Origin of the sequence: Marinomonas sp. (assembly GCF_039940335.1) — a bacterium.
Lineage (GTDB): Bacteria > Pseudomonadota > Gammaproteobacteria > Pseudomonadales > Marinomonadaceae > Marinomonas.
The window spans coordinates 90,105-115,107 of record NZ_JBDVGW010000003.1 but is presented as its reverse complement, the minus strand read 5'-3'; the positions used below and the strand labels follow the sequence as shown (position 1 = coordinate 115,107).

Below are 25,003 nucleotides of genomic sequence, written 5' to 3'. Positions count from 1 at the left end.
CAAACAATGCCAATTTTTTAAGCACACGCCTTCAAATAACAAAATTCTAATTTTTCTATTTTTTATGTTTTAACTAACTGTGGGAGTTGGTGTATGAATGCAGGCCTTTATCGCCCTGGCGAATTCAAAGACAACTGTGGTTTCGGCTTAATCGCCCATATGGAAGGTAGTGCCAGTCACGAGCTACTGAAAACCGCTATTGAATCTTTGACATGTATGACACACCGTGGCGGCATCGCAGCTGACGGTAAAACTGGCGATGGTTGTGGTCTTCTAATCCAAAAACCAGATGCATTTTTACGTGCTGAAGCAATGTCCTTGTTTAATCATACTTTGTCGGATTTATACGGCATTGGCATGATCTTCTTGGATCAAGATGAAGACTTGGCGGCTGAACAAAGAGCTACCTTGACGAAGCAACTTGAAGATCAAGAGGTGAATGTCGTCGGTTGGCGTGAAGTGCCAACGGATGCTTCTTGCTTGGGGCGTATTGCTGAAGAGTGTTTGCCGCGCATTGAGCAAGTGTTTATCGACAGTAATCGTATGGACGCTCGTACCTTTGCCACTCGCCTGTTTGTGGCTCGCCGTCAAACAGAGTTGGCCTTAGCTCAATATGAAAACTTCTACGTCTGTTCTTTATCTGACAAAGTATTGTCTTATAAAGGCCTAATGATGCCAGTGGATTTGCCTTCTTTTTACAAAGACCTTGGCAATGACAAACTGAAAACCGCGATTTGTGTTTTCCACCAACGCTTTTCAACCAACACGCTACCAAGATGGCCATTGGCTCAGCCTTTCCGCATGTTGGCCCACAACGGTGAGATCAACACTATCGAAGGTAACCGTAACTGGGCATTGGCACGCGCGAACAAGCTGCGCTCACCATTGATCCCTGAGCTACAAGACCTTCAGCCTTTGGTTAACCTAACCGGTTCCGACTCTTCTTCTATGGATAACATGTTGGAAGTCTTGGTAACGGGTGGTATGGATATTTTCCGTGCGGCACGCTTGATTATTCCACCAGCGTGGCAAAACGTTGAAAACATGGACCCAGAGTTGCGTGCGTTCTACGAATATAACTCTATGCACATGGAGCCATGGGATGGTCCAGCCGGTCTTGTAATGACCGATGGTCGTCATGCGATTTGTATGCTTGACCGTAACGGCTTGCGTCCATCTCGTTGGGTCGTTACCAAAAATGGTTTTATCACGCTAGCGTCTGAAATCGGTACATACGGCTACAAAGACTCTGATGTCGTCGCGAAAGGTCGTGTAGGACCGGGCCAAATGCTAGTGGTTGATACTCAAAACGGCAAAATCTTACACACGGATGATATCGACAATCATCTGAAATCTTTGCACCCTTATAAAAAATGGTTGAAGCAAGAAGCGATTCGCGTCGAAACTATGCTGACAGAGTCGTCTCAAGAGTTCGATCACTTCAGCAAAGAAGAAATGCTGACGTACCAAAAGATGTTCCAAGTTTCTTTTGAAGAGCGTGATCAGATTTTCCGCCCATTGGCAGAAAGCGGTCATGAAGGCGTAGGCTCTATGGGTGATGACACGCCTATGGCCGTCATGTCGAGCCAGACTCGTCCGGTCAGTGATTACTTCCGTCAAAAATTTGCTCAAGTAACCAACCCACCGATAGATCCACTGCGTGAGTCCATCGTGATGTCGTTGGAAACCTGTATTGGTGTAGAACGTAACCTGTTCGAAGAAACGCCAAAACACGCTAACCGTATTATCTTGTCGTCGCCTTTACTGTCGCCACGTAAGTTCAGCCGAATGCTGGCGATGGACGACCACAGGTTCCGTCTGGTTCGTTTGGACACTAACTACGATCCTGCGCAAACTTCTCTAGAGCAAGCGGTACGTGATCTACAAGTCAAAGCAGAGCAAGAAGTACGTAATGGAGCGGTTATTCTTGTGTTGACCGACCGTGACCTTGTTAAGGGCAGCTTGCCAATTCCTGCGCCAATGGCGGTAGGTGCGGTGCATCACCACTTAACGAAAGTAGGCTTGCGTTGTGACTCTAACATTGTTGCAGACACAGGTTTTGCTCGTGACCCTCATCAATTTGCCGTATTGCTAGGCTTTGGTGCGACAGCGGTTTACCCCTACCTATCTTACCGCCTAATCAACGATATGATTGAGAAAGGCGAAGTGCTGGGCGACCCAATCTCTTGTCACGTGAAATACCGTAAAGGTATTAACAAAGGCTTGATGAAGATACTGTCGAAAATGGGTATTTCTACCATGGCGTCTTACCGTGGTGCGCAGTTATTTGAAGCCGTTGGTCTGTCTAGTAGCGTTATTGACCTGTGCTTTAAAGGCGTATCTAGCCGTATTGAAGGGACAACCTTCATGGACTTCCAGCGTGAGCAAGCTTCTATTGCCAACAACGCTTGGAAATTGCGTAAGCCAATCCAGCAGGGTGGCTACCTAAAATATGTCCATGACGCGGAATATCATGCCTTCAACCCCGATGTAGTGCGTAATCTACAAACAGCGGTGGGCAGTGGTCGTTTTGAAGACTTCACGAAGTACACCGAACTGGTCAATAACCGTCCTGCGTCTATGTTACGTGACTTGTTTACCTTGTCTGACAAAGCGAAAGCGATTCCGCTAGAAGACGTTGAAAGCATCGACGCGATCTTGCCACGCTTTGACTCTGCGGGTATGTCATTGGGTGCCTTGTCTCCAGAAGCCCACGAAGCCTTAGCGCAAGCGATGAATGAATTGGGCTGTCGTTCTAACTCTGGTGAAGGTGGTGAAGACCCAGCTCGTCATGGTACAGAGCGTCGCTCTAAGATTAAGCAGATCGCCTCGGGTCGTTTCGGGGTAACACCTGAATACCTAGTGAATGCTGAAGTACTACAGATCAAAGTCGCACAAGGCGCGAAACCGGGTGAAGGTGGACAGCTTCCAGGTGGTAAAGTAAACGGTTTGATTGCGCGCTTGCGTTACGCAGTGCCTGGCGTAACCTTGATATCACCTCCGCCACACCACGATATTTACTCTATCGAGGATTTGGCGCAGTTGATCTTTGACTTGAAGCAAGTGAACCCTGAAGCCTTAGTATCGGTGAAACTGGTATCTGAGCCAGGCGTTGGTACGATCGCCGCGGGTGTTGCGAAAGCCTATGCTGACTTGATCACAATTTCCGGTTACGACGGTGGTACTGCGGCATCTCCACTAACGTCTATTCGCCATGCGGGTTCTCCATGGGAACTAGGCTTAGCGGAAGCTCAACAAGCACTCCGTTCTAACGATTTGCGCGGTAAGATACGTTTGCAAACAGACGGCGGTTTGAAAACCGGTCTAGACGTCGTGAAAGCGGCTATCCTAGGGGCAGAAAGCTTCGGTTTTGGTACTACACCAATGGTTGCTATGGGTTGTAAATTCCTACGTATCTGTCACTTGAACAACTGTGCGACAGGGGTGGCAACTCAAGATCAACATCTACGTGATGAGCACTTCATTGGTACGGTAGAAATGATCAAAAACTTCTTCCGCTTTATGGCTGAAGACACGCGCCTATGGTTGGCGAAACTGGGTGTCGCTAGCCTACGTGACCTGATTGGCCGTACGGATTTATTAGCATTACTACCTGGGGAAACTGAGAAGCAGAAGAACTTGGATCTATCACCAATTTTGAACAATGATTTGATCCCTGCGGACAAGCCTCAATATTGTGAAGCGCCATTCAACCCACCACACGATAAAGGCCTATTGGCACTGAAAATGTGGGATACGGTGAAAGACGTGATAGAAGAAAAAGAAGGCGGCGAGTTTGCCTTCAATGTGACCAACTGTGACCGTTCGATCGGTGCTCGCCTGTCCGGTGAAATCGCCAAACGTTACGGCAACCAAGGCATGACAGATGCACCTTTAACCCTTCGTCTAAAGGGTACAGCAGGCCAGAGTTTCGGTGTATGGAATGCCGGCGGCTTGCACATGTATCTAGAAGGTGATGCCAACGATTATGTAGGTAAAGGCATGACAGGCGGTAAGCTTGTAGTGCGTCCACCACAGGGGTCTGTGTTTGAGTCTCAAGACTCAGCGATTATTGGTAACACCTGTTTGTACGGTGCGACAGGCGGTAAATTGTTTGCCGCGGGTACCGCCGGCGAGCGTTTTGCCGTACGTAACTCAGGTACACACACCGTCATCGAAGGGGCTGGTGACCACTGTTGTGAATATATGACAGGCGGTATGGTAACGGTACTGGGTAATACAGGTTATAACTTTGGTGCGGGTATGACAGGTGGTTTCGCCTACGTACTGGATTTGGATCGTACTTTTGTGGATAAATACAATCACGAATTGGTCGAAATTCACCGTATCGGTACCGAGCTAACCGAAGAGTATCGTTCACATCTTCGTTCCGTGATCGAAGAATATGTTCGTGAAACTGACAGCGCATGGGGCCATGAAATCCTAGAAAATTTCTATGACTACATTGGTAAATTCTGGCTGGTGAAACCGAAAGCCGCGAGTCTTGGCGCGCTATTAGCAAGCACTCGTCAACGTCCAGAATAAAACACGCGATCACAATGCCTGAAGACAGGCATTGTGAACAAAACAGTTTGACCCATTTGAGAGAGAGTGCCGCTCGTTGAGAGAGGCCACAGGAGATAGCAGCTTATGTCTGAGCGCTTGAACAATGCATTTCAGTTCGTCGAAGTGGATCGTAAAGACCCGAAAAAGAAGCCTTTAATTACTCGTAAGGCGCAGTTCGTCGAAATTTATAAGCCCTTTGAAGAAGAAGGGGCGAAAGACCAATCACACCGTTGTTTAGAGTGTGGTAACCCTTATTGTGAGTGGAAGTGCCCAGTGCACAACTACATCCCAAACTGGTTGAAACTGGTCAGCGAAGGCAGCATCTTAGAAGCCGCTGAGCTAAGCCACCAAACCAACTCACTACCAGAAGTCTGTGGCCGTGTTTGTCCACAAGACCGTCTTTGTGAAGGGGCTTGTACCCTTGGTGAAGGTGGCTTTGGTGCCGTGACGATCGGTTCTGTTGAAAAATACATTACGGATACAGCCTTTGCTTTAGGCTGGCGCCCAGATATGAGCAACGTTGTGCCGGCGAACAAAACCGTTGCCATTGTGGGAGCAGGACCTGCGGGTTTAGCTTGTGCTGATATTCTTGTGCGCAACGGTGTTAAGCCTGTGGTATTTGATAAATACCCAGAGATTGGTGGCTTGCTAACCTTCGGTATTCCAGAATTCAAACTTGAAAAGAGCGTCATGACTCGTCGTCGTGAAATCTTTGAAGAAATGGGTGTTGAGTTCGTGTTGGGTACTTCTGTCGGTGAGGACGTTCCTTTTGAGCATGTTCTGGAAGAGTACGATGCTGTTTTCCTTGGCATGGGCACATACAAGTACATGAAGGGCGGTTTCCCAGGTGAAGATTTACCAGGGGTGCACGATGCTTTGGATTACTTGATTTCGAATGTGAATCACTGCCTAGACTTCGAAGAAGACGAAGCCGACTACATCAACCTTAAAGGCAAAAAAGTAGTGGTACTTGGTGGTGGTGATACCGCCATGGACTGTAACCGTACCGCCATCCGTCAGGGTGCGAAAAGCGTCTCTTGTGCTTACCGCCGTGACCAAGAAAACATGCCGGGTTCGCGTAAGGAAGTCAAAAATGCTCGCGAAGAAGGCGTGCAATTCCTATTCAATCGTCAGCCTGTAGAAATTATTGGTGATGGCAAAGTTGAAGGCATTAAAGTGGTTGAAACACAAATGGGTGAGCCAGACGAAAATGGCCGCCGTAGTGCTGAGATCGTCGAAGGCAGTGAACAAGTGATTCCTGCGGATGCTATCTTGGTTGCCTTTGGTTTCCAAGCCAGCCCAGCGCCTTGGTTTGAGAAATTTGGTATCGAAACCGATGCTCGCGGCCGTGTGATTGCCCCTAGCAAAGGGGAGTTTATGTTCCAAACCACCAATGAAAAAATCTTTGCTGGTGGTGATATGGTACGTGGTTCTGATTTGGTGGTAACAGCCATTGATGAAGGCCGTAAAGCAGCCGAAGGCATTATGGACTTCCTCGACGTATAAACTTCGTCGAGTATGCGCCACAAAAAGCGGGTATCAGAATCATCTGATACCCGCTTTTTGTGGCGCTAATTAACCTATTCGGTTTTAGCGGTTGGGTGAATCAAGGACAAGCTTTCTTCCGCGAAGCCCATACCCGCCTCAGTGTAGAAGTTAAAGACATTATCTATGCCGGAAGCAAGCAGTTCCTCACGCTCATCTTGGTAACGAGCAATAGCGGCAATGTGTCCTTGGTAGTTCGCTTTACGAAGTTGTATGGCAATGTTGGTACTGTCTTCTGCAATAGGTAGCGCTAATAAAATAAGGCGCATACCACTGGTATCCAGTCGCTCCCATAAATCGGCATCTTCACCGTCACCATAAAAGACATTTTGCTGCGCTTCTTTCATAGTATGAATACGATTCTTATCCGCATCCATACCCGCCACGGTACCTTCTGCAAGGCAGTTTAGGGACTCAAATGCACCGCGACCAACTCGACCTAGGCCGACTACAAGAATTTCTGCATTGGGTGGCTGAACAAAGACATCTTCTGCTAGACATTCAGGCGTTTCAAAGCGGCGCAAGGTTTCTTTGTTTTTACGATACAAGCGGTGAGCATTGCGATATACCAAGCTGGTAATCACAAAAGAGAAGGATACGGCGAGAGCCAGAATCACCAACCATTCTTTATTAAGCCAGCCATTGGCAACACTTAACGCCACGACAATTAAGCCAAACTCACTGTAATTGGACAAAATCAATGATGACAAGAATGAGGTACGACTACGCAATTGAAGCTTGGAAAACAATACGAAGAAGAGTACGAATTTGATCAGCATGACTAGCGTGATGAGCAAACTCATCAGTATCATGTCGAGGCTTGGTAGCGCCGTAAAGCCGATGGATAAGAAGAAGCCAATTAAGAACAAATCTTTAAAATTCATCAACGACTTATTCATTTCCGTCGCTTTCGGATGAGAGGCCAGCAAAATACCGAAAATGAGTGCCCCTAAATCACCTTTTACCCCAACCAAGTAGAAAAGCTCATAGCCCCCTAGTGCTAAGAATAAGCCGGTTAGAGGGAGCATTTCACCGTGACCCGCTTGGTCAACGATGCGGTTAATGATGGGGCGTAACAAGAGTAAGCCAAATAAACCAATCGCCCAAATGGAAGGGATGTTACCCGTCGCAGCAACCAAGAAGATTACGGCCACTATGTCTTGCATGACCAAAACCCCAAGAGAGAGCTGGCCATGACGTGTCTTTAGCTCACCAGTTTCTTCCAGTAGCTTCATCACACAAACGGTGCTGGAGAAGCTTAGGGCAAAACCTATAAGGGCTGCGGTGCTGAACTCTAACACGCCAAAGTAGGGCAGACTCAAGATGGTAAGCAGCATGGCAATACCCGCAAAGGTGATGCTCCAGACCCCCATATGGGAAAGCGTAGATGCCCAGACTTCCCGTTTCAGCAAATCTTGTACGTGCAGTTTTAAGCCAATACTAAACAGCATCAGAGTGATACCAATATTAGCAAGTGAATCTAAGGTGCTACTGGCTTCGAAACCAAGAAAATTGAGAAGAAAACCGGCTAACAGGAAACCGATCAAAGGAGGCAAATTGATCATTTTGACAGCTAAGCCGCAGACAAAAGCAAACAAGAGCCAAATAAATTCCATGAAGACCTTCTAATAATGGGTAGGGAAATGACGTTTTTTCAATGGTACGAAATTCATGCCAAAAACGCAGTAGTTTAAAGATGATTTATATCAGGTATTAATTTATCTGTGCTGAAAGTAACGGCACAAGGGCTTTTTATAGTAAGGTAGCAGGTTGATTGAGACCAGCAGTAAGGATGATGGAATGGCTAGATTAGGAAAGTTTTTTGCGGTTAAAAAACAGCTTCCAGAAAAGGAATTTATTGTACTTTTTGCCATTTTAACCTCATTGACTGCCCTCAGTATTGATGCCATGTTACCCGCTTTTCCCAATATCAGCCGCGATCTGAATATCCAAGATTACCAACATACTCAATGGATTATTTCTGCACTTATCTTCGGCATGATGTTTGGAGAAATTATTTTTGGGCCCTTATCGGATGCGATAGGGCGTAAAAGTAGTATCTTGCTTGGCGTGGCTATTTATCTAATTGGTACCGTTATGGCTCTGTGTGCTGATTCCTTGTGGATGCTTCTTGCTGGGCGTGTCGTGCAAGGTTTTGGTGTGGCTGGGCCAAAAATTGCTTCACGGGCGTTAATCCGAGACTTATATCAAGGTGCACCCATGGCACGCATCATGTCTTATGTGATGGTGATTTTTATCCTCGTGCCAATGCTAGCCCCTGCTTTTGGGCAACTTATTATGCAACTTGGCCACTGGCGTTGGATCTTCGCCGCGTTGATGATACAAGCGTTAATCGCTTCGCTTTGGTTGATCTGTCGCCAAGAAGAAACGCTGCCCAAAGATAGGCGCTTACCCTTAGAAGCGTCACGGTTGCTAAAAAGCGCCAAGTTTATTCTCTCTCGGAAAGATGTGGTTGCTTACACAGGCATTGCTGGGCTTATTTTCGGTGGTTTGATGTTGTATTTGAGCATCGCGCAATCCATCTTTCAGGATGTTTATCAGCTAGGTGATAATTTCCCACTGTATTTTGCCATGATGGCCTCTGGCTCTGGTCTAGCAAACCTACTGAATGCTCGAATAGTGTTAAGAGTAGGGATGAGGTTCTGTGTGGCTTTGGCGCTCATACTCATGTTTAGCATGGCTGGGCTGCTGAGTGGATTGTCCATCTTGTATTCAGGTGTGCCGCCATTTTGGCTGTTTATTGTGCTGGGGATTGGTATGTTTGCGTGTTTGGGTATGGTGTTTGGCAATATTAATGCTTTAGCCATGGAGCCACTTGGTAAGGTGGCCGGCTTAGCCGCCGCGATGATTTCGTCTGCTTCGAGCTTAGTGGCCATTGTTGCTGCGACCCTGATGGGGCAATTTTACCATTTCACAGTGACGCCTTTAGCGTTCGGTTTTTTGATTTTCTCTGGTCTAAGTTATTTATTATTGCGTTATGCAAGTCATTATCAACATGAGGAGCAAACGGCGAGCGATACCCAATGATGCAAAGATAAAATCATGACTGTCATCAGATAATGGTAAAAGTGCGGTAGAATAGCGCCCAATTTTTATACGCATCCGAGAATGATATGCCAACTCAAACATCTGCTTCCCCATCGTTAGGCAAACAACTTTTTGACATGACCTGGCCTATGCTCTTTGGCATCTTATCTATGATGAGCTTCCAGTTGGTGGACAGTGCTTTCATTGGTCAGCTAGGGGTTCTACCTCTTGCCGCGCAAGGTTTTACACTGCCTATCCAAATGATCATTATTGGTATCCAAGTTGGCTTAGGCATAGCGACGACGGCCATTATTGCTCGCGCGTTAGGCGCTGAAAGAGTTCGCTACGCCAAGCAATTAGGAGGCTTGGTTGTCATTATAGGCAGTGTGGGTATTGCCATTATTTGTCTGCTGCTATGGCTTTGTCGAAACCTATTGTTAGCCTTGTTAAGCGCCCCAGATGATGTTTATGCCACCATTGATGCTTATTGGCCCTACTGGCTTATCAGTGCTTGGGTCGGGGCGGTATTGTATTTCTATTACAGCTTGTGTCGTGCCAATGGCAACACCATGTTGCCAGGGTTGATGATGATTTTTACTAGTGTGCTCAATATGTTGCTAGACCCTTTGTTTATTTTTACCTTTGGTCTAGGGTTGGAAGGCGCCGCCATGGCAACCATTGTGGCTTTTGCTATAGGTTTGTTAGCAGTTATGCCTAAAGTGATGAAAAACCATTGGCTGAGTTTAGATTGGAGTAATCTCAATGTTTACCGGAGCGTGTCAGAGATTGCTCATATAATGGGACCTGCGATGATCAGCCAGCTGTTACCGCCCATTTCTTCTATGTTAGCGACTAAGTTAATTGCTGGTTTCGGTACAGCTGCCGTGGCGGCGTGGGCATTGGGTTCGCGTTTTGAATTCTTTGTTATTGTGCCGGTGTTGGCGTTAACCATGTCTATGCCTCCCATGATTGGTCGCTTGTTGGGGGCGAAAAATTTAGCAGAGGTGCGCCAGTTAATTAGCATTGCCAGCCGCTTCGTGATCATTTCTCAATTGGTGATTGCGGTGCTGGCTTTTGTGGGAGCGTCATCTCTTGCTCAGTTATTGTCTGGGGAAGAAAGCGTGGCAAATATTCTGAGCTGGCATCTTATGCTAGTGCCGGTCAGCTTAGGGGCACTGGGATTGTGTATGGTGATGGTGTCCGTTTCTAATGCAATGGGGCGTTCCTATACTGCCTTAACTATTTCGGCACTGCGTCTGTTTGCCTTCTTTTTACCCTGTATCTGGCTAGGGTCAGAAATTGGCGGATTACAGGGCGTTTTTGTGGGTGTTTTGGTGGGAAATTTGCTTGCAGGTTTGTGTGCTTGGGTGGTCTGTCAAAAAGCATTACGGCGTGTTGAGGCCGACGCTCAAGCAAATTAAGCTGAGAATGTTGCCTAGACGACTAAAAGCATTAAGAAACTATGAATTATTGATGTCTAGACGCGACAAGAGTTGAAAATACAGGTGATAATGAATATCATTAATTGATATTAGCCTTGTGTGGAGACTCTTGTGGACGACTTAGTAAAACAACAGATTATTGACTTCTTGCAAGTTGGTGGTCCTGTCGTATGGATACTGATGGTCTTTTCCGTTGTCGCGTTAACCATTGTGCTATTAAAACTTTGGCAGTTTTCTTCCCTACGAGCAGAAAGTTTGAAAACGTCGAATCAAGCCTTGGCGCTATGGCGCTCTGGTGATAAAGAAAAGGCGCTAGAGACTTTGCAGCAAAAGCGTCCTATCGATGCTTTGGTCGCATTTAGCATGGAAAGTATGACGGCTAACCGTCTTCATGTTGATCTGATCCGCGAAGAAGTTGAGCGCCGCGCTATGAACTTACTTGGACAGCTGCGTGCTTACCTTCGACCTCTTGAAATTATTGCGACACTCAGTCCATTACTAGGTTTGCTTGGTACCGTTTTGGGCATGATTACCGCATTCCAGCAAATGGAAGGTGCGGGCAGTCAAGTTGACCCATCGGTATTGTCTGGTGGTATTTGGCAGGCTCTGTTGACCACCGCGGTAGGCTTGGCGGTCGCTATTCCTGTTGTGAGCTTACACAGCTGGCTAGAACGTAAAGTTGAGCGTATTGCTCATAATATGAATGACGCAGTGACTCAGGTTTTTACGGCGCAATCAGCTGGCTCGCTTAAGGATGAGGCTCAAAAAGAGGTCTTGCATGCCGCTTAACCTGGAACAACCAAAGCGTAAGCAAGCGATTAGCTTAACACCTTTGATTGATGTGGTTTTTATTCTCCTGTTATTTTTCATGCTAACGTCCAGCTTTGTGCCTTGGCGTATCCTAGATACACCCTTGGCGGTGCACACGCCACCACAAGAGCAAGATCAAGAAGAGCAAGAAATCATCACCCTGACCCTACAACAAAATGATGGTCAGGTTTGGCAGGATGACATCGCCATTAGATTGTCAGATCGTCAGGCATTTGAAACCTTGGTAAGTGAAAGTAGTGATGCAGTGTTTGTGGTGAAAGCAGAGTCGGGAGTGACTTTGCAGAGTTTATTGAAGCTTGCCGATACCCTAAAACTACATGGTGCTGAGACCGTTTCGATTGCAGACGCTTTTGATATGCCGGAGTCCCCATGAAATTAGCGGCAAAATTTGCTTCACGTAACGCCAGTGACAATGACGATAACATGGTGCCACTGATCAACGTGGTATTTTTGATGTTGGTCTTCTTTATGGTGGCCGGTCAAATCAAGAAAGCCGATCCGGTGGCCGTTATTCCTCCTACGTCTATTAATGATACACGTGCTAACAGTGAGCCAAATGCGGTGATTGTGGTGAGCAATGATGAATTGTATTTGGATGATCAGCCAGTCGTCATTGAAGACATTCAGCGTTTGCTAGAAACCTCATTTAACGCTGCGGAAAGCCAAGCCGATTATTGGGTGCAGGTTAAGGCGGATGGTGGCATCGCCATTGATCAGCTTAGACCGATCTTTAATCAAATACGCTTGGCAGGATTGGTTAAAGTGAGCTTGGCCACTCAGTTGGAGAGAGAGCAACCATGATAAAAACACATCATTGGTTGTTGGCATCTGCACTGGCAGTATCGGTACATGGGGTGGCTTTTTACTTGGTCTTCAATGAAGAAGCCGAAGGTGGACAAGCGGCAGGTCAACAGGGTATTGAGTTTGATCTTGGTATGCTAGGTGATATGGGAAGCGAGGCAGAAACTAGCGCCGCGCAAGAGGAGGTAGTGGTTGATGAGCCCGTTGAGGTGGAAGAGCCTGAACCAATCGTAGAGCCTGAACCAATCGTTGAGCCTGAACCAATTGTAGAACCTGAGCCGATCATAGAAGCGGAACCAGTCGTTGAGCCTGAACCAATTGTAGAACCAGAGCCGATCATAGAAGCGGAACCAGTCGTTGAGCCTGAACCTGTTGAGGTGAAACAAGAGTCTCCGGTAGTGATTGAAAAGCCTGAGGTCATCATTCCGCCAGAACCAGAACCAGAACCAGAACCAGAACCACCAGAACCAGTAGTCGTCCAAGAGCCTGCCCCTGAGCCGGTTGAAAAAGTCGAGACACCAGTTCAGTCACCTGTGCAAGAGAAGCCCCAAGAAGCTGCGAAAGCGACCCAGAAAGCCTCCACAGGAACCTCCAATGCCAGCACCAGTGGTGGTAATGAAGGCGCCAAAACGGATTACTTTACCAAGCTTGCGGCGGTGCTAGCGCAAAATAAACGTTATCCGCGCGCGTCGCGTCGTCGTAATGAAGAAGGTGTGGTAACACTGGCGTTTGTGGTGAACCGTGACGGACAAGTATCGGATGTGGAAATACGCGAGAGCTCGGGTTACAAACGACTTGATAATGCCGTATTGGACATGATCAAGCGTGCGACTCCCTTGCCTAAGTTCCCGCCAGATATGGACATGGCCGATCTAAGCATTGTTTTGCCGATCAGTTTTAAGCTTAACTAATCGGCAAAACCGCACGCCTAGCAAAGTCATGGCCGCTGTTAAGGGGTCTCCCTAGGCAGCAATAGCCAGACTTTACCAAAGTGTTTCAATTGGCCAGCGTGAAAGTGGGCATCTGCTCCCACCCCTTGATACCAATCAATATGACCTGCTCCTTTAATGGCACCGCCTTTATCTTGAGCCAGTAATAGCTGAAAGCTGTGTCCGATAAGCTGTCCTTGCAGGTCCAACTTAGGCACTTGCGCCAGCAAAACAGAGCCAAGCGGAATGACACTTGGGTCCACCGCCGCCGAATACAAAGGGGTTAACGGCACGTTGGCTGCGCCTACAGGACGTGTCAGTCCTTCACTGAAAAACAAATAACTTGGATTAGTTGAGAGGATCTCTCTGTTACGCTCCGGGTGGTCTGCTAACCATTGGCGGATGCTTTGCGCCGAAATGTCTTCACGAGCAATTTCGCCCCGTTCAATCAACTCTTTGCCCAGACTGCGATAGGCATGACCATTAACGCCCCCCCAAGACAGTAACTGCTGTTCGCCGTTTTCGTATTCCACTACCCCAGAACCTTGCACGTGCAAAAAGAAGTTATCGACCAAATCTGCGGTATAGGCAATCTCTAATTCTTGACCATCTAACGCCCCTTCAAAATCAATCTCTTCACGGCTTGGGAAGGTACCATCAGGCTTGCGCTGACTGGGCTTTCGGTACAGTGGGTATTTGAATGTTTCATCTGCTTGGTGGCGTACTGAAAGCACAGGCACATAGTAGCCAGTTATCTGCACGTTGCCGCGTTGGTCTTGTCCAGCCAGTTGATAAGCCGTGAGGTTGGGTTGTGTTGCTGGGTTATCTAGCCAATCTTGCAATGCTTGGGTGCTGGCCAGTAAGTCCTCTAGACTCACAGTAAGATTACCCAACTGGTACTCTCGCTCGCTGAGCTTATTTAAATACTTTACTTGCTGGGCGAGACCATCTTTAAACACCTCATCTGGAACTGGTAAGCCTGGCGGCAGGCTTTCTTTCAAATACAAGGTGTCACGTTTAAGGGCTTGGGTATCACGGCCGTTATTCTCAAAATCATTCGAGGCGTCAATTTCACGCTGACTGCAGGCGCTTAGTACTAATAAAGCCGCTAGGCTTAAACCATGTAGCCAAGGTCGGCTGTTGAGTAAAGAAAAAGAAGGTGAAAATCTGTGTGTCATAACAACAAACCCAGTTTAAAAATCGATAAGAAACAACAAAAAATAAAAAAGTGAGTCGTCAGCTTGCCGATTAATACCCCCTAAATCAAGCGACTTTACAGCATCAATTGCTCGTAGGCTTGGCGTAAGGCAATGAAGGTTTCAGGGTCACCTCCTAAGTCTGGGTGATGCTTTTGTACCAGTTTTCGATAGTGTTGTTTTATTTCAATTTTGCTGGGATTCTCGTGCTCGATGGCGAGGGTTTTAAGGGCCTCTTGCCGGCCGGTTTGATAGCAAGTGCCAAGATAGAAGCTTTCCAATAATCGTGATACGTCTGCCTCATCGGTTTTTTGATACTCCTGCCAGTCCAGATAATAAGCAGCAAGCTTTACATCTCCACTGCTGTCTAATTCTTGCTGCTGCGCCTTGGGTATCACGCTTTTACTAGTCAGCTTAATTTTTAAAGAACTGATTTCAAGGACTAGGTTATCTTCGCGCCATAAGCGCCCTTGTAGCTGATATAAAGCGTTCATGATCAAGAAATGTTGGCGAAAGAGCTGCAGATTGGCATCGTCGGCCAGTTCAGTAAAGATGGGGTGCTGCTGCTTTAAGGCTTTGAGAATATCAAACTCACTGATGCCATCAGGATGTGCTTTCAGTAGTGTGAGTATTGATGCGACTAAAGGGTTTCTCATTTGGTGCCTTAAATGCGAATATTTAAACCAGTGTAAGCGATTTGGATTTTGATCACCAAATCCATGGTCGCTGATTTTAGTGAGAGGAAGAGATATGTTGTGGATAGTCCTCATCATAGTGTTGGTACTGCTGATTGTCGCGCCGACGTTATGGGTGAAATATACCCTGAAGCGCTATGCTGGCCACAGGGACGATTTACCGGGTACAGGCGGGGAGTTGGCGCAGCATTTGATCAAGCGCTTCGAATTAGATCAAGTGAGTGTGGAAACCACCCAAGAAGGGCGTGACCACTTTGACTTTCAGGCCCACATGGTGCGTCTAAGCCCAAGTGTATTTAATGGACACTCTCTCACTGCCGTGGCGGTGGCAAGCCACGAAGTCGGCCATGCTTTGGCTCATGAGCGGAATGAGGGTATCGCTAAGTTGAGTCGCCGTTATCGACCTTTATTGATAATCATCGCTAAGCTTACGGGGGCATTATTGATTGGTTGGCCATTGATTTCCATGCTGCTGCATTTACCTTATGCGGTGGCATTACATGCTTTGGTAGTGGGCTTGTCTGGCTTTTTGGCGGTGCTGGTACAACTTATTATCTTGCCTGAGGAGTGGGACGCCAGCTTCAATAAAGCGTTACCGATTGTCGCCCAAGGCGAATATGTACCTAAGCAGGACTTGCCGAAAATAAAGCGCATTTTAACCGCCTGTGCTTTGACCTATGTGGCGGCTGCTTTGGTTAGATTACTCTTCTTCTGGCGTTGGCTGAAACGCTAAGCGGCTTGCCTATTCGCGACTTAGATTCATCCAAATGACGAATTTGTTACAAAACGCCTATGAAACTGTAACATTTTCGTTTTATGATGGAATATTAACCTTTTGGTTAGTATTAATATTGACCGTATAAATCATAGTGTATGGAGAGACGTGATGACCCGTTCTATTCTAAGAGGTGCCGCTGTTTTAGCTTCTTCTTTGGCCTTGAGTAGTTTAGCTCAAGCCGCAACCATTGACTTACGAGTAATGGAAACCACAGATATTCACATGAACCTAGTGGATTATGACTACTACGGCGATAAGCAAAGTGATGCGGTGGGGCTTTCTCGAGTCGCGACACTGATAAAGGCGGCTCGCGCAGAAGTTAGTAATTCGGTGTTAGTGGACAACGGCGATTTGCTACAAGGTACGCCATTAGGGGATTACGTCGCCAAAGGCCGAGTGCTACGCTATGGCGAAACACACCCTGCTTTCAAAGCTATGAACCTATTAGATTATGATGTGGGTAATATTGGTAATCATGAATTTAACTACGGCTTAGACTTTTTGATGAAAAGCCTAAGTGGGGCGAACTTCCCGTATGTGAACGCCAATGTGTATTTGGATGATGGCGATAAAGACCCTTCGAACGATCAACCTTATTTCCAGCCTTACCTGATTAAAGACAAGCGTTTCGTCGATTCCGATGGCATTACGCAAACCGTAAAAATTGGTTATATCGGTTTTGTTCCACCGCAAATCATGACCTGGGATAAAGATAACCTAACGGGCAAAGTGGTGGCAAAAGACATTATTGAAACGGCTGAACGCTATGTGCCAGAAATGAAAGCCCAAGGGGCCGATGTGATCATCGCCATTCCCCATAGTGGTATGCAAAACTCTCCTTATATGAAGGGTGAAGAAAACGCGACTTATCACCTTGCCAAAGTAGAGGGCATTGATGCCATTTTGTTCGGCCACTCGCATCGCGTTTTCCCTGGGGATAAATCCCTAAATGGACTAGCGGGAGTGGATAACGAAAAAGGCACAGTGTTCGGTAAATTTGCAACCATGCCGGGTTTTTGGGGTTCTCACTTAGGGGTGATTGATCTAGTGCTAGAAGAAAGCCCACAAGGAGGTTGGCAAGTCGCCGACGGTAAAGCATCTGTTCGTGCTATTGCCAAGCGTGAAGGGCGTAAAACCATTGCGCTGGTGGAGGCAGATGCCGCCATCAATGATGCCGTAGAAACCGAGCATGAAGGCACCTTGCAATACATGCGTCGTAAAGTGGGTGAGTCCACCGCAGACATTAATAGCTTCTTTGCACTGGTTCAGGATGATCCTTCTATCCAGATCGTGAACAATGCACAAACTTGGTATGTACAAAATATTGTTCGTGGTACTTCTTACGAAGGTATGCCTATTTTATCCGCTGGTGCACCTTTCAAAGCGGGTGGCCGTGGTGGTCCTGAGTATTACACCAATGTCCCTAAAGGGGATATTGCACTGAAAAATGTGAGTGATTTGTATATTTATCCGAACGATTTAAAAGTTGTGAAGCTGACCGGGGCGCAAGTTGTTGAATGGCTGGAAGTGGCTGCAGGGCAGTTTAATCAGATTGATGGTAATTCTAGCCAAGTACAGGATTTAGTGAATACATCCTTCCCAACCTATAACTTTGATGTGATTGATGGTATCGACTATCAAATTAATGTTACCAATCCTGCTCGTTATGATCTAGAGGGTAACTTGGTGAATGAAGGCTCTCATCGTATTGAAAAAGTAACTTTTGCCGGTAAGCCTTTGGATAAGGAGGCTGAATTCCTAGTCGCTACCAATAACTATCGTGCAACCGGTGGCGGTCATTTCCCGAACTTGTCCGGTGATACCATTGTTATTGATGCACCAGACAAAAACCGTGACGTGGTGGCGAACTATCTACTGAGCCAGAAAACCATTAACCCTGAAGCCGATGGCAATTGGAAGTTCGCAAGCTTTGGTAAAGCCAAAGTGCAATTTACTTCCTCACCTAATGCCAAAGAGCTAGCGCCTAGTAATATGACTTACAAAGCGTTAGATGATAAAGGTTTTGCGATATTTGAGTTACATTAATACTTAGTAATGTACACAAAAAAGCGCCATGATTTTTATCATGGCGCTTTTTTTATGAGGTGCTTTTGAGATTGCCGTTAACGTTGTTGGGTGGCGAATTCAGGATGAATCCACACCGGAGCGTTCTCGCTCGCTAACGCTGGTTTGCCCAAAATAATATCCGCGGCTTTTTCCGCCACCATAATGGTTGGCGCATTTAAGTTACCATTAGTGATGGTGGGGAAAATCGACGAGTCGACAACTCTGAGTTGCTCTACGCCTCTCACTTGGCAAGCACTGTTTAAGACAGCCATTGGATCGTTATCAGCACCCATCTTACAGGTACAAGAAGGGTGATAAGCACTTTCTACATTGTCTTTTACCCATTGATCAATCTGCTCATCCGTCTGTATTTGTAAGCCGGGTTGAATTTCGTCACCACGATAGTCAGTCAGCGCAGACTGCTGCAACACTTCTCTAGTTAATCGAATAGTGTCTCGCCAGTCTTGCTTATCTTGCTCTGTACTAATGTAGTTAAACAAGATGCGTGGTTTCGCTGCAGGATCCGCCGATTCGATCCATAACTTACCACGGCTCTCCGGCTTATTAGGGCCTACATGGACCTGAAAACCATGACCATCCACCGCGGCTTGACCATCGTAGCGCATGGCGGCAGGCAAGAAATGGTACTGAATATTTGGCCACTTTAAGCCCGCACGGGAACGAATAAAGCCACAAGACTCGAAGTGGTTGGTCGCTCCCAAGCCATCTTTAAAGAGCATCCAACGGGCACCAATTAAGCCTTTACTAACCAAACCAAGCTTACTGTTTAGGGTCACGGGCTTTTTACAAAAATACTGGAAATAGACTTCTAGATGATCTTGTAGATTTTCACCCACCCCAGGTGCGTCCACCACTAAAGGCACACCAGCTTTTTCTAGCACGGCTTTTGGTCCTATGCCAGAAAGCTGTAGCAGCTGTGGTGAGCCCACTGATCCGGCACTTAGAATGACTTCTTTGTTTGCAAAGACTTGGTCTATTTGGGTATTTTTACTGAACTCAATACCGATGGCCTTAGTGCCTTCTAGTAGGACTTTATGCGTCAGTACCCCTGTTTTTAAGGTTAAATTGCCACGTTTCAAAGCACGGCGTAAATACACATTGGACGTTGACGCTCTCACACCGTTTTTTACCGTCATATGCATGGGGCCAAAACCTTCCTGACAATAACCGTTGTAATCATCAGTTTTACGATACCCAGCTTCTTCACCTGCATCGATAAAAGCCTGATACAGTGGGTTATAGCTCATGTCATTACCGTTATTAGTAGACAACGGGCCATCACCACCACGGTAAGTGTCAGCCCCGCCTTTCCAACTTTCTGCTTTTTTAAAATAGGGTAGGCAGCTTTGGTAGTCCCAACCTTGAGCACCATTCTCTTGCCATTGGTCGAAATCGCAAGCATTACCACGAACATATACCATGCCGTTAATGGAAGATGAACCGCCGAGTACCTTGCCTCTAGGGCAATGCATTTCACGGTTGTCTAGCCCCGGCTCTTTTTCAGTGTGAAATTGCCATGCGTACTTTTCCGTGTTCATTGGGTAAGACAAAGCGGTAGGCATTTGAATAAATACGCTTTTATCTGAGCCGCCCATTTCCAGCAGTAACACAGAGTGTTCACCGCTTTCGGTTAAGCGGTCGGCCAGCACACAACCGGCAGAGCCTGCTCCGACGATGACATAATCATAGTTCTGAGTGGTCATTTACTGCTCCCGCTTAATAAGGGTTTTGGATGTCGTTTAAGTCTACAAATACACTTTTGTTTTGTGTGTAGTGGTAGAGGGTGTCAATACCGTTCTCACGACCAATACCTGACTCTTTGTAACCACCTACTGGCATTTCTGCAGGCGAAGCTCCCCACGCATTGATCCAACAAATACCTGCTTGCATTTGATTGATCACGCGATGGGCACGAGCGAAGTCTTTAGTGAATACACCTGCCGCCAAACCATATTTGGTGTCATTAGCGCGGGCGATAACTTCGTCTTCCTCACTAAAACTCAACACAGACATAACAGGGCCAAAGATTTCATCTTTCACCTGTGGCATGTCATCTGTACATTCGGTAAAGACAGTCGGAGCCACGAAAGCACCTTTCTCTAAACCATTTTCAGTCACCTGATAACCTCCACACAGTAGCTTAGCGCCTGCGGCTTTGGCGGCTTCAATAAAGCCTAATACCTTGTGCATATGATCTTTAGAAATTAATGCGCCTACTTGTGTTTCCATGTCCATTGGGTCACCAACGACCATAGCTTGGGTGCGAGTTTTTAGCTCTGCAGTAAAGGCATCCATGATGTCTTGGTGAACAAACACACGAGTACCGTTGGTGCAGACTTCTCCTTGGGTGTAGAAGTTGGCCAACATCGCGGCAGAAACGGCTTGGTCTATTGGCATATCTGGAAAAATGATCATCGGCGATTTGCCACCAAGTTCCATCGTGACCTGCTTTAAAGACTGAGCCGAAGCCGCCATGACTTTTTTGCCCGTACCGACTTCTCCGGTAAAGGAAACCTTATCGATTTGTGGGTGGCTGGTAATCATTTGCCCCGTTCGAGCATCCCCTTGAACCACATTGAAAACACCGTCTGGTAAGCCTGCCTGAGTGTATATTTCAGCAAGTTTTAGCGCGGTTAGAGGGGTTTCTTCCGATGGTTTAAAGATCATGGCGTTACCAGCGGCGAGAGCTGGTCCAGATTTCCAGCAAGCGATTTGAATTGGATAATTCCAGGCGCCAATACCGGCACAAACACCAAGTGGCTCACGACGGGTATAAAAGAAATTGCCATTGCCTAAATCTTGGTATTCCCCTTGGATTTTATCGGTTAAGCCTGCGTAATATTCAATAACATCGGCACCCGTTTCAATGTCTACACAGATGGCTTCTTGCAGTGGCTTACCCGTATCAAGCACTTCTAGACGAGCGAGTTCTTCGTTGTGTTCTCGTAATAAATCTGCGGCTTTTTTAAGAATACGACCGCGTTCTACAGGGCTCATGGCAGCCCAGACTTTTTGACCTTGGATAGCAGAAGCTACCGCAGCATCGAGCTCAGCTTGACCCGCTTGCTCTATGGTAGCGATTACTTCGCCAGTAGCAGGATTGAGGCTGTCAAAAGTTTCCTCACTCGTGGACCCATGATATTGGCCATGAATGTACTGTTGGTGATGTGCCATGATAACCCTCTTTGTGTGTTGCGATAGTTTGTCATTGATGAAAAACGGTTTTATTAAACGCGCATTTAATAAAAACATTGTACACTTTTTGACAGGTGAAACCCAGCCTGCAACTGGCTAAAAACTCTTATAGAGCATAGAGGTGTCGTTGATTGGCAAATAAAGAGGGAGAAGGCAGACCTACATTTTTGTCAAACAAGGCCTGCTTAATTAAAGTGGTTTATAGGCTGAGGACGCCGTTTTCTTCGTGGCTAATTGGGCTGGTGGCATAGCTGTCAGCTTGGTCGTCATTCAGCCATTGGTTTGAGTCGAGTAAGTAACGAAATTGGTAGGCTGAGGCCACAGCTAGATTAACCGTGCAGCTAAAAAGCCCATTTTTTTGCTTTCGCATTGGGTGGCTGACTGGATCCCAATCATTGAAATCACCCACTACTGAAATGCTTTTGGCGTCGCCAATTACGTCAGCAGGCAAAGAAAATTTAATCTTGCATTCCGGTTTTGTCTTGAGAAATTTCTTTTCAATCATTTCCTGCTCCTCGGTCATTTATGTGACGGTTCTAATGGTAAATCCTTCTACGCTCAGATGGGGTCTACGCTTAAAGAAAAGCAAATCCTAAGCCAAAGGCGATAAGTGATTAATCTGCTAATAAAAATCTCTGAAATTTTGAATCAGTTAGTAGCACCCAAAGCGAAAAAACGGCTTACTGGAGTCAATTTGCACCGTTTCATTCGCAAAAGGTATCTGTTTTGTTATCTCTTGGTGCAGGTAAAAACCGCCACATTTTTTATATCTGTACTAGACTGAAATAACATTCAGCCAAAAATGAGGTGTTGTTATGGACTTACAACTGATCGTTCTTCTTGTGCTAAGTGTCATGCTGTTAATTAAGGTTGTTTACTTAATGGTGGTGAAAAAAGCTCACAAAAAGCCATACCAACTTGAAGATCATCACAGCGGCCATAGTCACCATGGGCCTTTCTAAGCACCACGGTAACGCTTATGTTTCGCTTCTTTGACTTTTTCTAAGTCCACTAGGACTAAGCCGTCAACGCAATAGCCAAAGTCGGCGTCGACGCCAAAGTCTAAGAAGCGTACCCCTCCCGCTTCACACAACTCACTGTACTGCTTAAATAAGGTTGGCACGCTAGCTCCCACATGACCCAGTTGCTCTTTTAATGCTCTAAAATCTTCTTCGTAGCTTTCACCTGTAAATAACCCAGCGATCAGTTCATTGTGATCTGGGTTAATTTGGTAGGGCGTATAAGAACGGGCTAAATGTTCATTGTCGGCATAATATTTTTTGTAAAAGGCCACAATAAGATCTTTTGCAATTTGCGGGTAACTGTTGCTTAAACTTACTGGACCAAACATATAGCGAATATCTGGGTGGCGGTTTAGATAGGCGCCAATGCCATACCATAAGTAATCTAGACTGCGTTTGCCCCAATATTTTGGCTGCACAAAACTACGCCCCAGTTCGATGCCCTGTTCAAAATAAGGTTCCATGTCGCAAGAGTAGCGGAACAGCTCGGCACTGTAGATTTTGTTACTGCTTTTATCTCTCATGTAACGGGCGACTTCCCCTATACGGTACGCACCAACAATTTCTAACTCTTCTTCATCCCACAAAATAAGATGGCGGTAGTACTGATCAAATTTATCTAAATCGGTACGTTCTCCAGTGCCTTCTCCTACTTGTCGAAAGGCTATCTCACGTAGTCGGCCAATTTCCTTCATGGTGACGGAGCTTGGGTTGTAATCGAATAGATAAATCTGCTTGTTGTCCTTGGTGCTGCCTAGGTGCTCAGACTGCTTCAATTCGTTTTTAATTAACTGTCGATTCTGTGGATGATCGACCGTCTTTTCGGTTTTTAGTAAAGGCTTTTTACCCTTGGCAATGCGGTAAAGGTGGCGCTTAACCAGTTTGTTCTTTTCTTTATCACTGAGTGGTAGCTTAGCCAGTTCTTGAATAGGAATGGCTTGACCCACCTGCATTGGAATCTTGCGATTCTTCTGGCGGAACATTTCATTGGCTAACTGTAGGGTCGATAAAGGTCGATACACCAAGGAGCTGGTGTAAAACAGCATGGAGTTACGACCGCCAATATGCACCGGTAATAAAGGGCTGTTGGTTTTTTGCGCCAACTTGAGATAGTTATGATTCCAACGCTGATCTTTCACCCCACTTGGGGATAAGCGAGAGACTTCCCCCGCAGGGAAAATGATCACCGCTTCTTCATTGTGAAGGCAGTTCATAATGGCTTTAAGCTGCTGGCGACCCGTTTTGCCACCGATGTTATCTACAGGGAGAACAAGGTTATTTAAGCTGTCGAAGCCCATCAATAAATCGTTGCCGACAATTTTGACATCTGGACGTATCTCGCCAACCAAACGTAATAAAGCTAGGCCATCCAGGGCTCCTAAAGGGTGATTAGCAATGATCATCACGCGACCACTGGCGGGAATATTACGTCTGTCTATCTGACTGACCTGATAACTAAAGTTGAAGTGATCAAGAACTCGATCAATGAATTCAAAGCCAATGCAGTCGCTGTTTTGTTCTAAAAACTCATTCACCTCGCTTTCATGAAACAAGCGTTTTAAAACGCTCAAGGTAGGGCGAGTTATCATGGGGCTTTTGTCGAAAAACTGCGGTGATTTACTGGTAATCAATTGTTCAACTTGTATCACAATAGGGCTCCGCTAAGGGTCATAGACTTGTTCTTTATGACCTCAGGTTAGAGTGTCTCCATGACATTAAAATGACAGCCATGTGTCCGATTGATGACGACTAAAGAGCTAATTTATGACACCTCATAGATTGAATTCTTCGCTTATAAAGAAAATTTAAGGATTGTTTTGTGGATATATTGACATTTTGCAAGCGCTTGCATTAATGTGTTGATGTCGTTAAATCAACTAAAGGAAGAATAAAAATAATGAAACTTCAACTCTCAAATGCGCCTTGTTCCTGGGGAATAGAATTTGCCGATAACCCTGATAATCCGCCTTGGCAAACCGTGCTAAATGAAATATCTCAGGCAGGGTATAAAGCAACAGAGCTGGGGCCTTTAGGCTATCTGCCCACCGATAGCCAAGTTTTGGCTGCAAAATTAGAAGAGAATGGTCTAGGGTTGATTGCTGGAACTATCTTTAAGCATCTGCATAAAGCAGAGCAACGAGATGCCATCCTTCAATATACCCATGATACCTGTAAACTTTTACAGGCTCAGAATGCAAAATATATGGTTGTGATCGATCATGTCTCCTCTCCACGTACAGACCAAGCGGGTCAGGTTGAGACAGCGTATCGTTTACCCGATGAGCAATGGCAAGAAATGATGATCACCATTACTGAGCTATCCCTGATTTGTCAAGAATACAATATCACGCCTGTTATTCATCCACATGCAGGGAGCTTCATCGAATACCGTGATGAAATTGACCGCGCTATGCAAGATCTAGACAGCGATTTAGTTAAGCTTTGTATTGATACGGGTCATTGCCGATACGCCAGTATTGACCCTGCTGAGCTAATTGAAACCTATCAAGACCGTGTCGAGTATATTCACTTTAAAGACATCAATGAAGCCGTACTGGAACATACCGTAGCGAATAATGTGGACTTTTATAAAGCCATTGGTAATGGAGTCTTTTGTCCATTAGGCCAAGGTTGTGTTGATTTTAATGCTGTGCGTTCAACCTTAGAAAGAATCCAATACGAAGGCTGGATTACCGTTGAGCAAGACGTTGACCCTGCGGCCAAAGATAACAGCTCATTAGAAAATGCTCAGTTGAGTTTGCAGTTTATTGAGAACAAGTTCTTGCAATAAGTTGCCAACATAATTTGTTGAATTAATGAGTTAAAGCGCCTTCTGCCTCTTGTTAAGTGATGGATAGCGCTTTTCT

The 25,003-nt window shown here is 46.1% G+C and carries 19 protein-coding genes; 12 read left to right on the top strand and 7 right to left on the bottom strand.

Features of this window, described 5'->3' with window-relative positions; genetic code table 11:
- Positions 1-93 precede the first annotated feature (93 nt).
- Both gltB and ABJF92_RS01330 read left to right on the top strand, forming a co-directional pair.
- A complete protein-coding gene (gene gltB, locus ABJF92_RS01335) occupies positions 94-4,545 on the top strand; it encodes a glutamate synthase large subunit (RefSeq protein WP_446814054.1) in 4,452 nt (1,483 codons plus the stop codon).
- Positions 4,546-4,650: 105 nt separating this feature from the next.
- The gene (locus tag ABJF92_RS01330; RefSeq protein WP_446814053.1) at positions 4,651-6,072 is read left to right on the top strand and encodes an FAD-dependent oxidoreductase; all 1,422 of its coding nucleotides are present in this window, start codon (positions 4,651-4,653) and stop codon (positions 6,070-6,072) included.
- Positions 6,073-6,146: 74 nt separating this feature from the next.
- Here ABJF92_RS01330 and ABJF92_RS01325 read toward each other — a convergent pair whose 3' ends face one another.
- The gene (locus ABJF92_RS01325; protein WP_446814052.1) at positions 6,147-7,727 is read right to left on the bottom strand and encodes a cation:proton antiporter domain-containing protein; all 1,581 of its coding nucleotides are present in this window, start codon (positions 7,725-7,727) and stop codon (positions 6,147-6,149) included.
- Between the two features lie 184 nt (positions 7,728-7,911).
- Between ABJF92_RS01325 and ABJF92_RS01320 the strand changes: the two genes are divergently transcribed.
- The 6 genes from ABJF92_RS01320 to ABJF92_RS01295 all read left to right on the top strand — a co-directional run bounded on the left by ABJF92_RS01320 (position 7,912) and on the right by ABJF92_RS01295 (position 13,144).
- Positions 7,912-9,159 (top strand): multidrug effflux MFS transporter, encoded by a 1,248-nt coding sequence (locus ABJF92_RS01320; protein WP_446814051.1) that lies wholly within the window; start codon positions 7,912-7,914, stop codon positions 9,157-9,159.
- A gap of 86 nt (positions 9,160-9,245) precedes the next feature.
- Entirely contained in the window at positions 9,246-10,580 is a 1,335-nt protein-coding gene (locus ABJF92_RS01315; protein WP_446814050.1) for an MATE family efflux transporter, read from the top strand.
- Positions 10,581-10,712: 132 nt separating this feature from the next.
- On the top strand, positions 10,713-11,390 hold the full coding sequence (locus ABJF92_RS01310; protein ID WP_446814049.1) for a MotA/TolQ/ExbB proton channel family protein: 678 nt from the start codon (positions 10,713-10,715) through the stop codon (positions 11,388-11,390).
- Positions 11,380-11,805 carry an ExbD/TolR family protein gene (locus ABJF92_RS01305; RefSeq protein WP_446814048.1) on the top strand — a complete coding sequence of 142 codons (426 nt, stop codon included), beginning with the start codon at positions 11,380-11,382 and terminating at the stop codon, positions 11,803-11,805. The genes ABJF92_RS01310 and ABJF92_RS01305 overlap by 11 nt, the downstream gene beginning before the upstream one ends.
- Entirely contained in the window at positions 11,802-12,233 is a 432-nt protein-coding gene (locus tag ABJF92_RS01300) for an ExbD/TolR family protein (protein ID WP_446814047.1), read from the top strand. Before ABJF92_RS01305 ends, ABJF92_RS01300 begins: the two co-directional genes overlap by 4 nt.
- Positions 12,230-13,144: an energy transducer TonB gene (locus tag ABJF92_RS01295; protein WP_446814046.1), complete on the top strand. Its 915-nt coding sequence runs from the start codon at positions 12,230-12,232 to the stop codon at positions 13,142-13,144. The genes ABJF92_RS01300 and ABJF92_RS01295 overlap by 4 nt, the downstream gene beginning before the upstream one ends.
- Positions 13,145-13,182: 38 nt before the next feature.
- Here the strand turns inward: ABJF92_RS01295 and mltA are convergent, their stop codons facing one another.
- Both mltA and ABJF92_RS01285 read right to left on the bottom strand, forming a co-directional pair.
- Positions 13,183-14,340: a murein transglycosylase A gene (mltA, locus tag ABJF92_RS01290; RefSeq protein WP_446814045.1), complete on the bottom strand. Its 1,158-nt coding sequence runs from the start codon at positions 14,338-14,340 to the stop codon at positions 13,183-13,185.
- A 95-nt stretch (positions 14,341-14,435) separates the two neighbouring features.
- On the bottom strand, positions 14,436-15,014 hold the full coding sequence (locus tag ABJF92_RS01285) for a DNA-J related domain-containing protein (protein WP_446814044.1): 579 nt from the start codon (positions 15,012-15,014) through the stop codon (positions 14,436-14,438).
- A 94-nt stretch (positions 15,015-15,108) separates the two neighbouring features.
- Here ABJF92_RS01285 and ABJF92_RS01280 point away from each other — a divergent pair, with 94 nt between their 5' ends.
- Complete coding sequence (locus ABJF92_RS01280; RefSeq protein ID WP_446814043.1) at positions 15,109-15,786, top strand: zinc metallopeptidase; 678 nt, start codon at positions 15,109-15,111, stop codon at positions 15,784-15,786.
- A 153-nt stretch (positions 15,787-15,939) separates the two neighbouring features.
- Positions 15,940-17,877: a bifunctional 2',3'-cyclic-nucleotide 2'-phosphodiesterase/3'-nucleotidase gene (locus ABJF92_RS01275; protein ID WP_446814042.1), complete on the top strand. Its 1,938-nt coding sequence runs from the start codon at positions 15,940-15,942 to the stop codon at positions 17,875-17,877.
- Positions 17,878-17,954: 77 nt separating this feature from the next.
- Here the strand turns inward: ABJF92_RS01275 and betA are convergent, their stop codons facing one another.
- From betA to ABJF92_RS01260, 3 genes are all read right to left on the bottom strand, one after another.
- Positions 17,955-19,622 (bottom strand): choline dehydrogenase, encoded by a 1,668-nt coding sequence (gene betA / locus ABJF92_RS01270; RefSeq protein ID WP_446814041.1) that lies wholly within the window; start codon positions 19,620-19,622, stop codon positions 17,955-17,957.
- Between the two features lie 13 nt (positions 19,623-19,635).
- Entirely contained in the window at positions 19,636-21,093 is a 1,458-nt protein-coding gene (gene betB, locus ABJF92_RS01265; RefSeq protein ID WP_446814040.1) for a betaine-aldehyde dehydrogenase, read from the bottom strand.
- Between the two features lie 220 nt (positions 21,094-21,313).
- The gene (locus ABJF92_RS01260; RefSeq protein ID WP_446814039.1) at positions 21,314-21,619 is read right to left on the bottom strand and encodes an isoamylase early set domain-containing protein; all 306 of its coding nucleotides are present in this window, start codon (positions 21,617-21,619) and stop codon (positions 21,314-21,316) included.
- A 310-nt stretch (positions 21,620-21,929) separates the two neighbouring features.
- On the opposite strand from ABJF92_RS01260, the gene ABJF92_RS01255 reads away from it, so the two are divergent.
- The gene (locus ABJF92_RS01255) at positions 21,930-22,076 is read left to right on the top strand and encodes a hypothetical protein (RefSeq protein ID WP_446814038.1); all 147 of its coding nucleotides are present in this window, start codon (positions 21,930-21,932) and stop codon (positions 22,074-22,076) included.
- Here ABJF92_RS01255 and ABJF92_RS01250 read toward each other — a convergent pair.
- Positions 22,073-23,785 carry a GNAT family N-acyltransferase gene (locus ABJF92_RS01250; RefSeq protein WP_446814037.1) on the bottom strand — a complete coding sequence of 571 codons (1,713 nt, stop codon included), beginning with the start codon at positions 23,783-23,785 and terminating at the stop codon, positions 22,073-22,075. The genes ABJF92_RS01255 and ABJF92_RS01250 overlap by 4 nt on opposite strands.
- A 248-nt stretch (positions 23,786-24,033) precedes the next feature.
- Here ABJF92_RS01250 and ABJF92_RS01245 point away from each other — a divergent pair, with 248 nt between their 5' ends.
- Positions 24,034-24,927, top strand: coding sequence for a TIM barrel protein (locus tag ABJF92_RS01245; protein ID WP_446814036.1), 894 nt, complete (start codon positions 24,034-24,036; stop codon positions 24,925-24,927).
- Positions 24,928-25,003 lie beyond the last annotated feature (76 nt).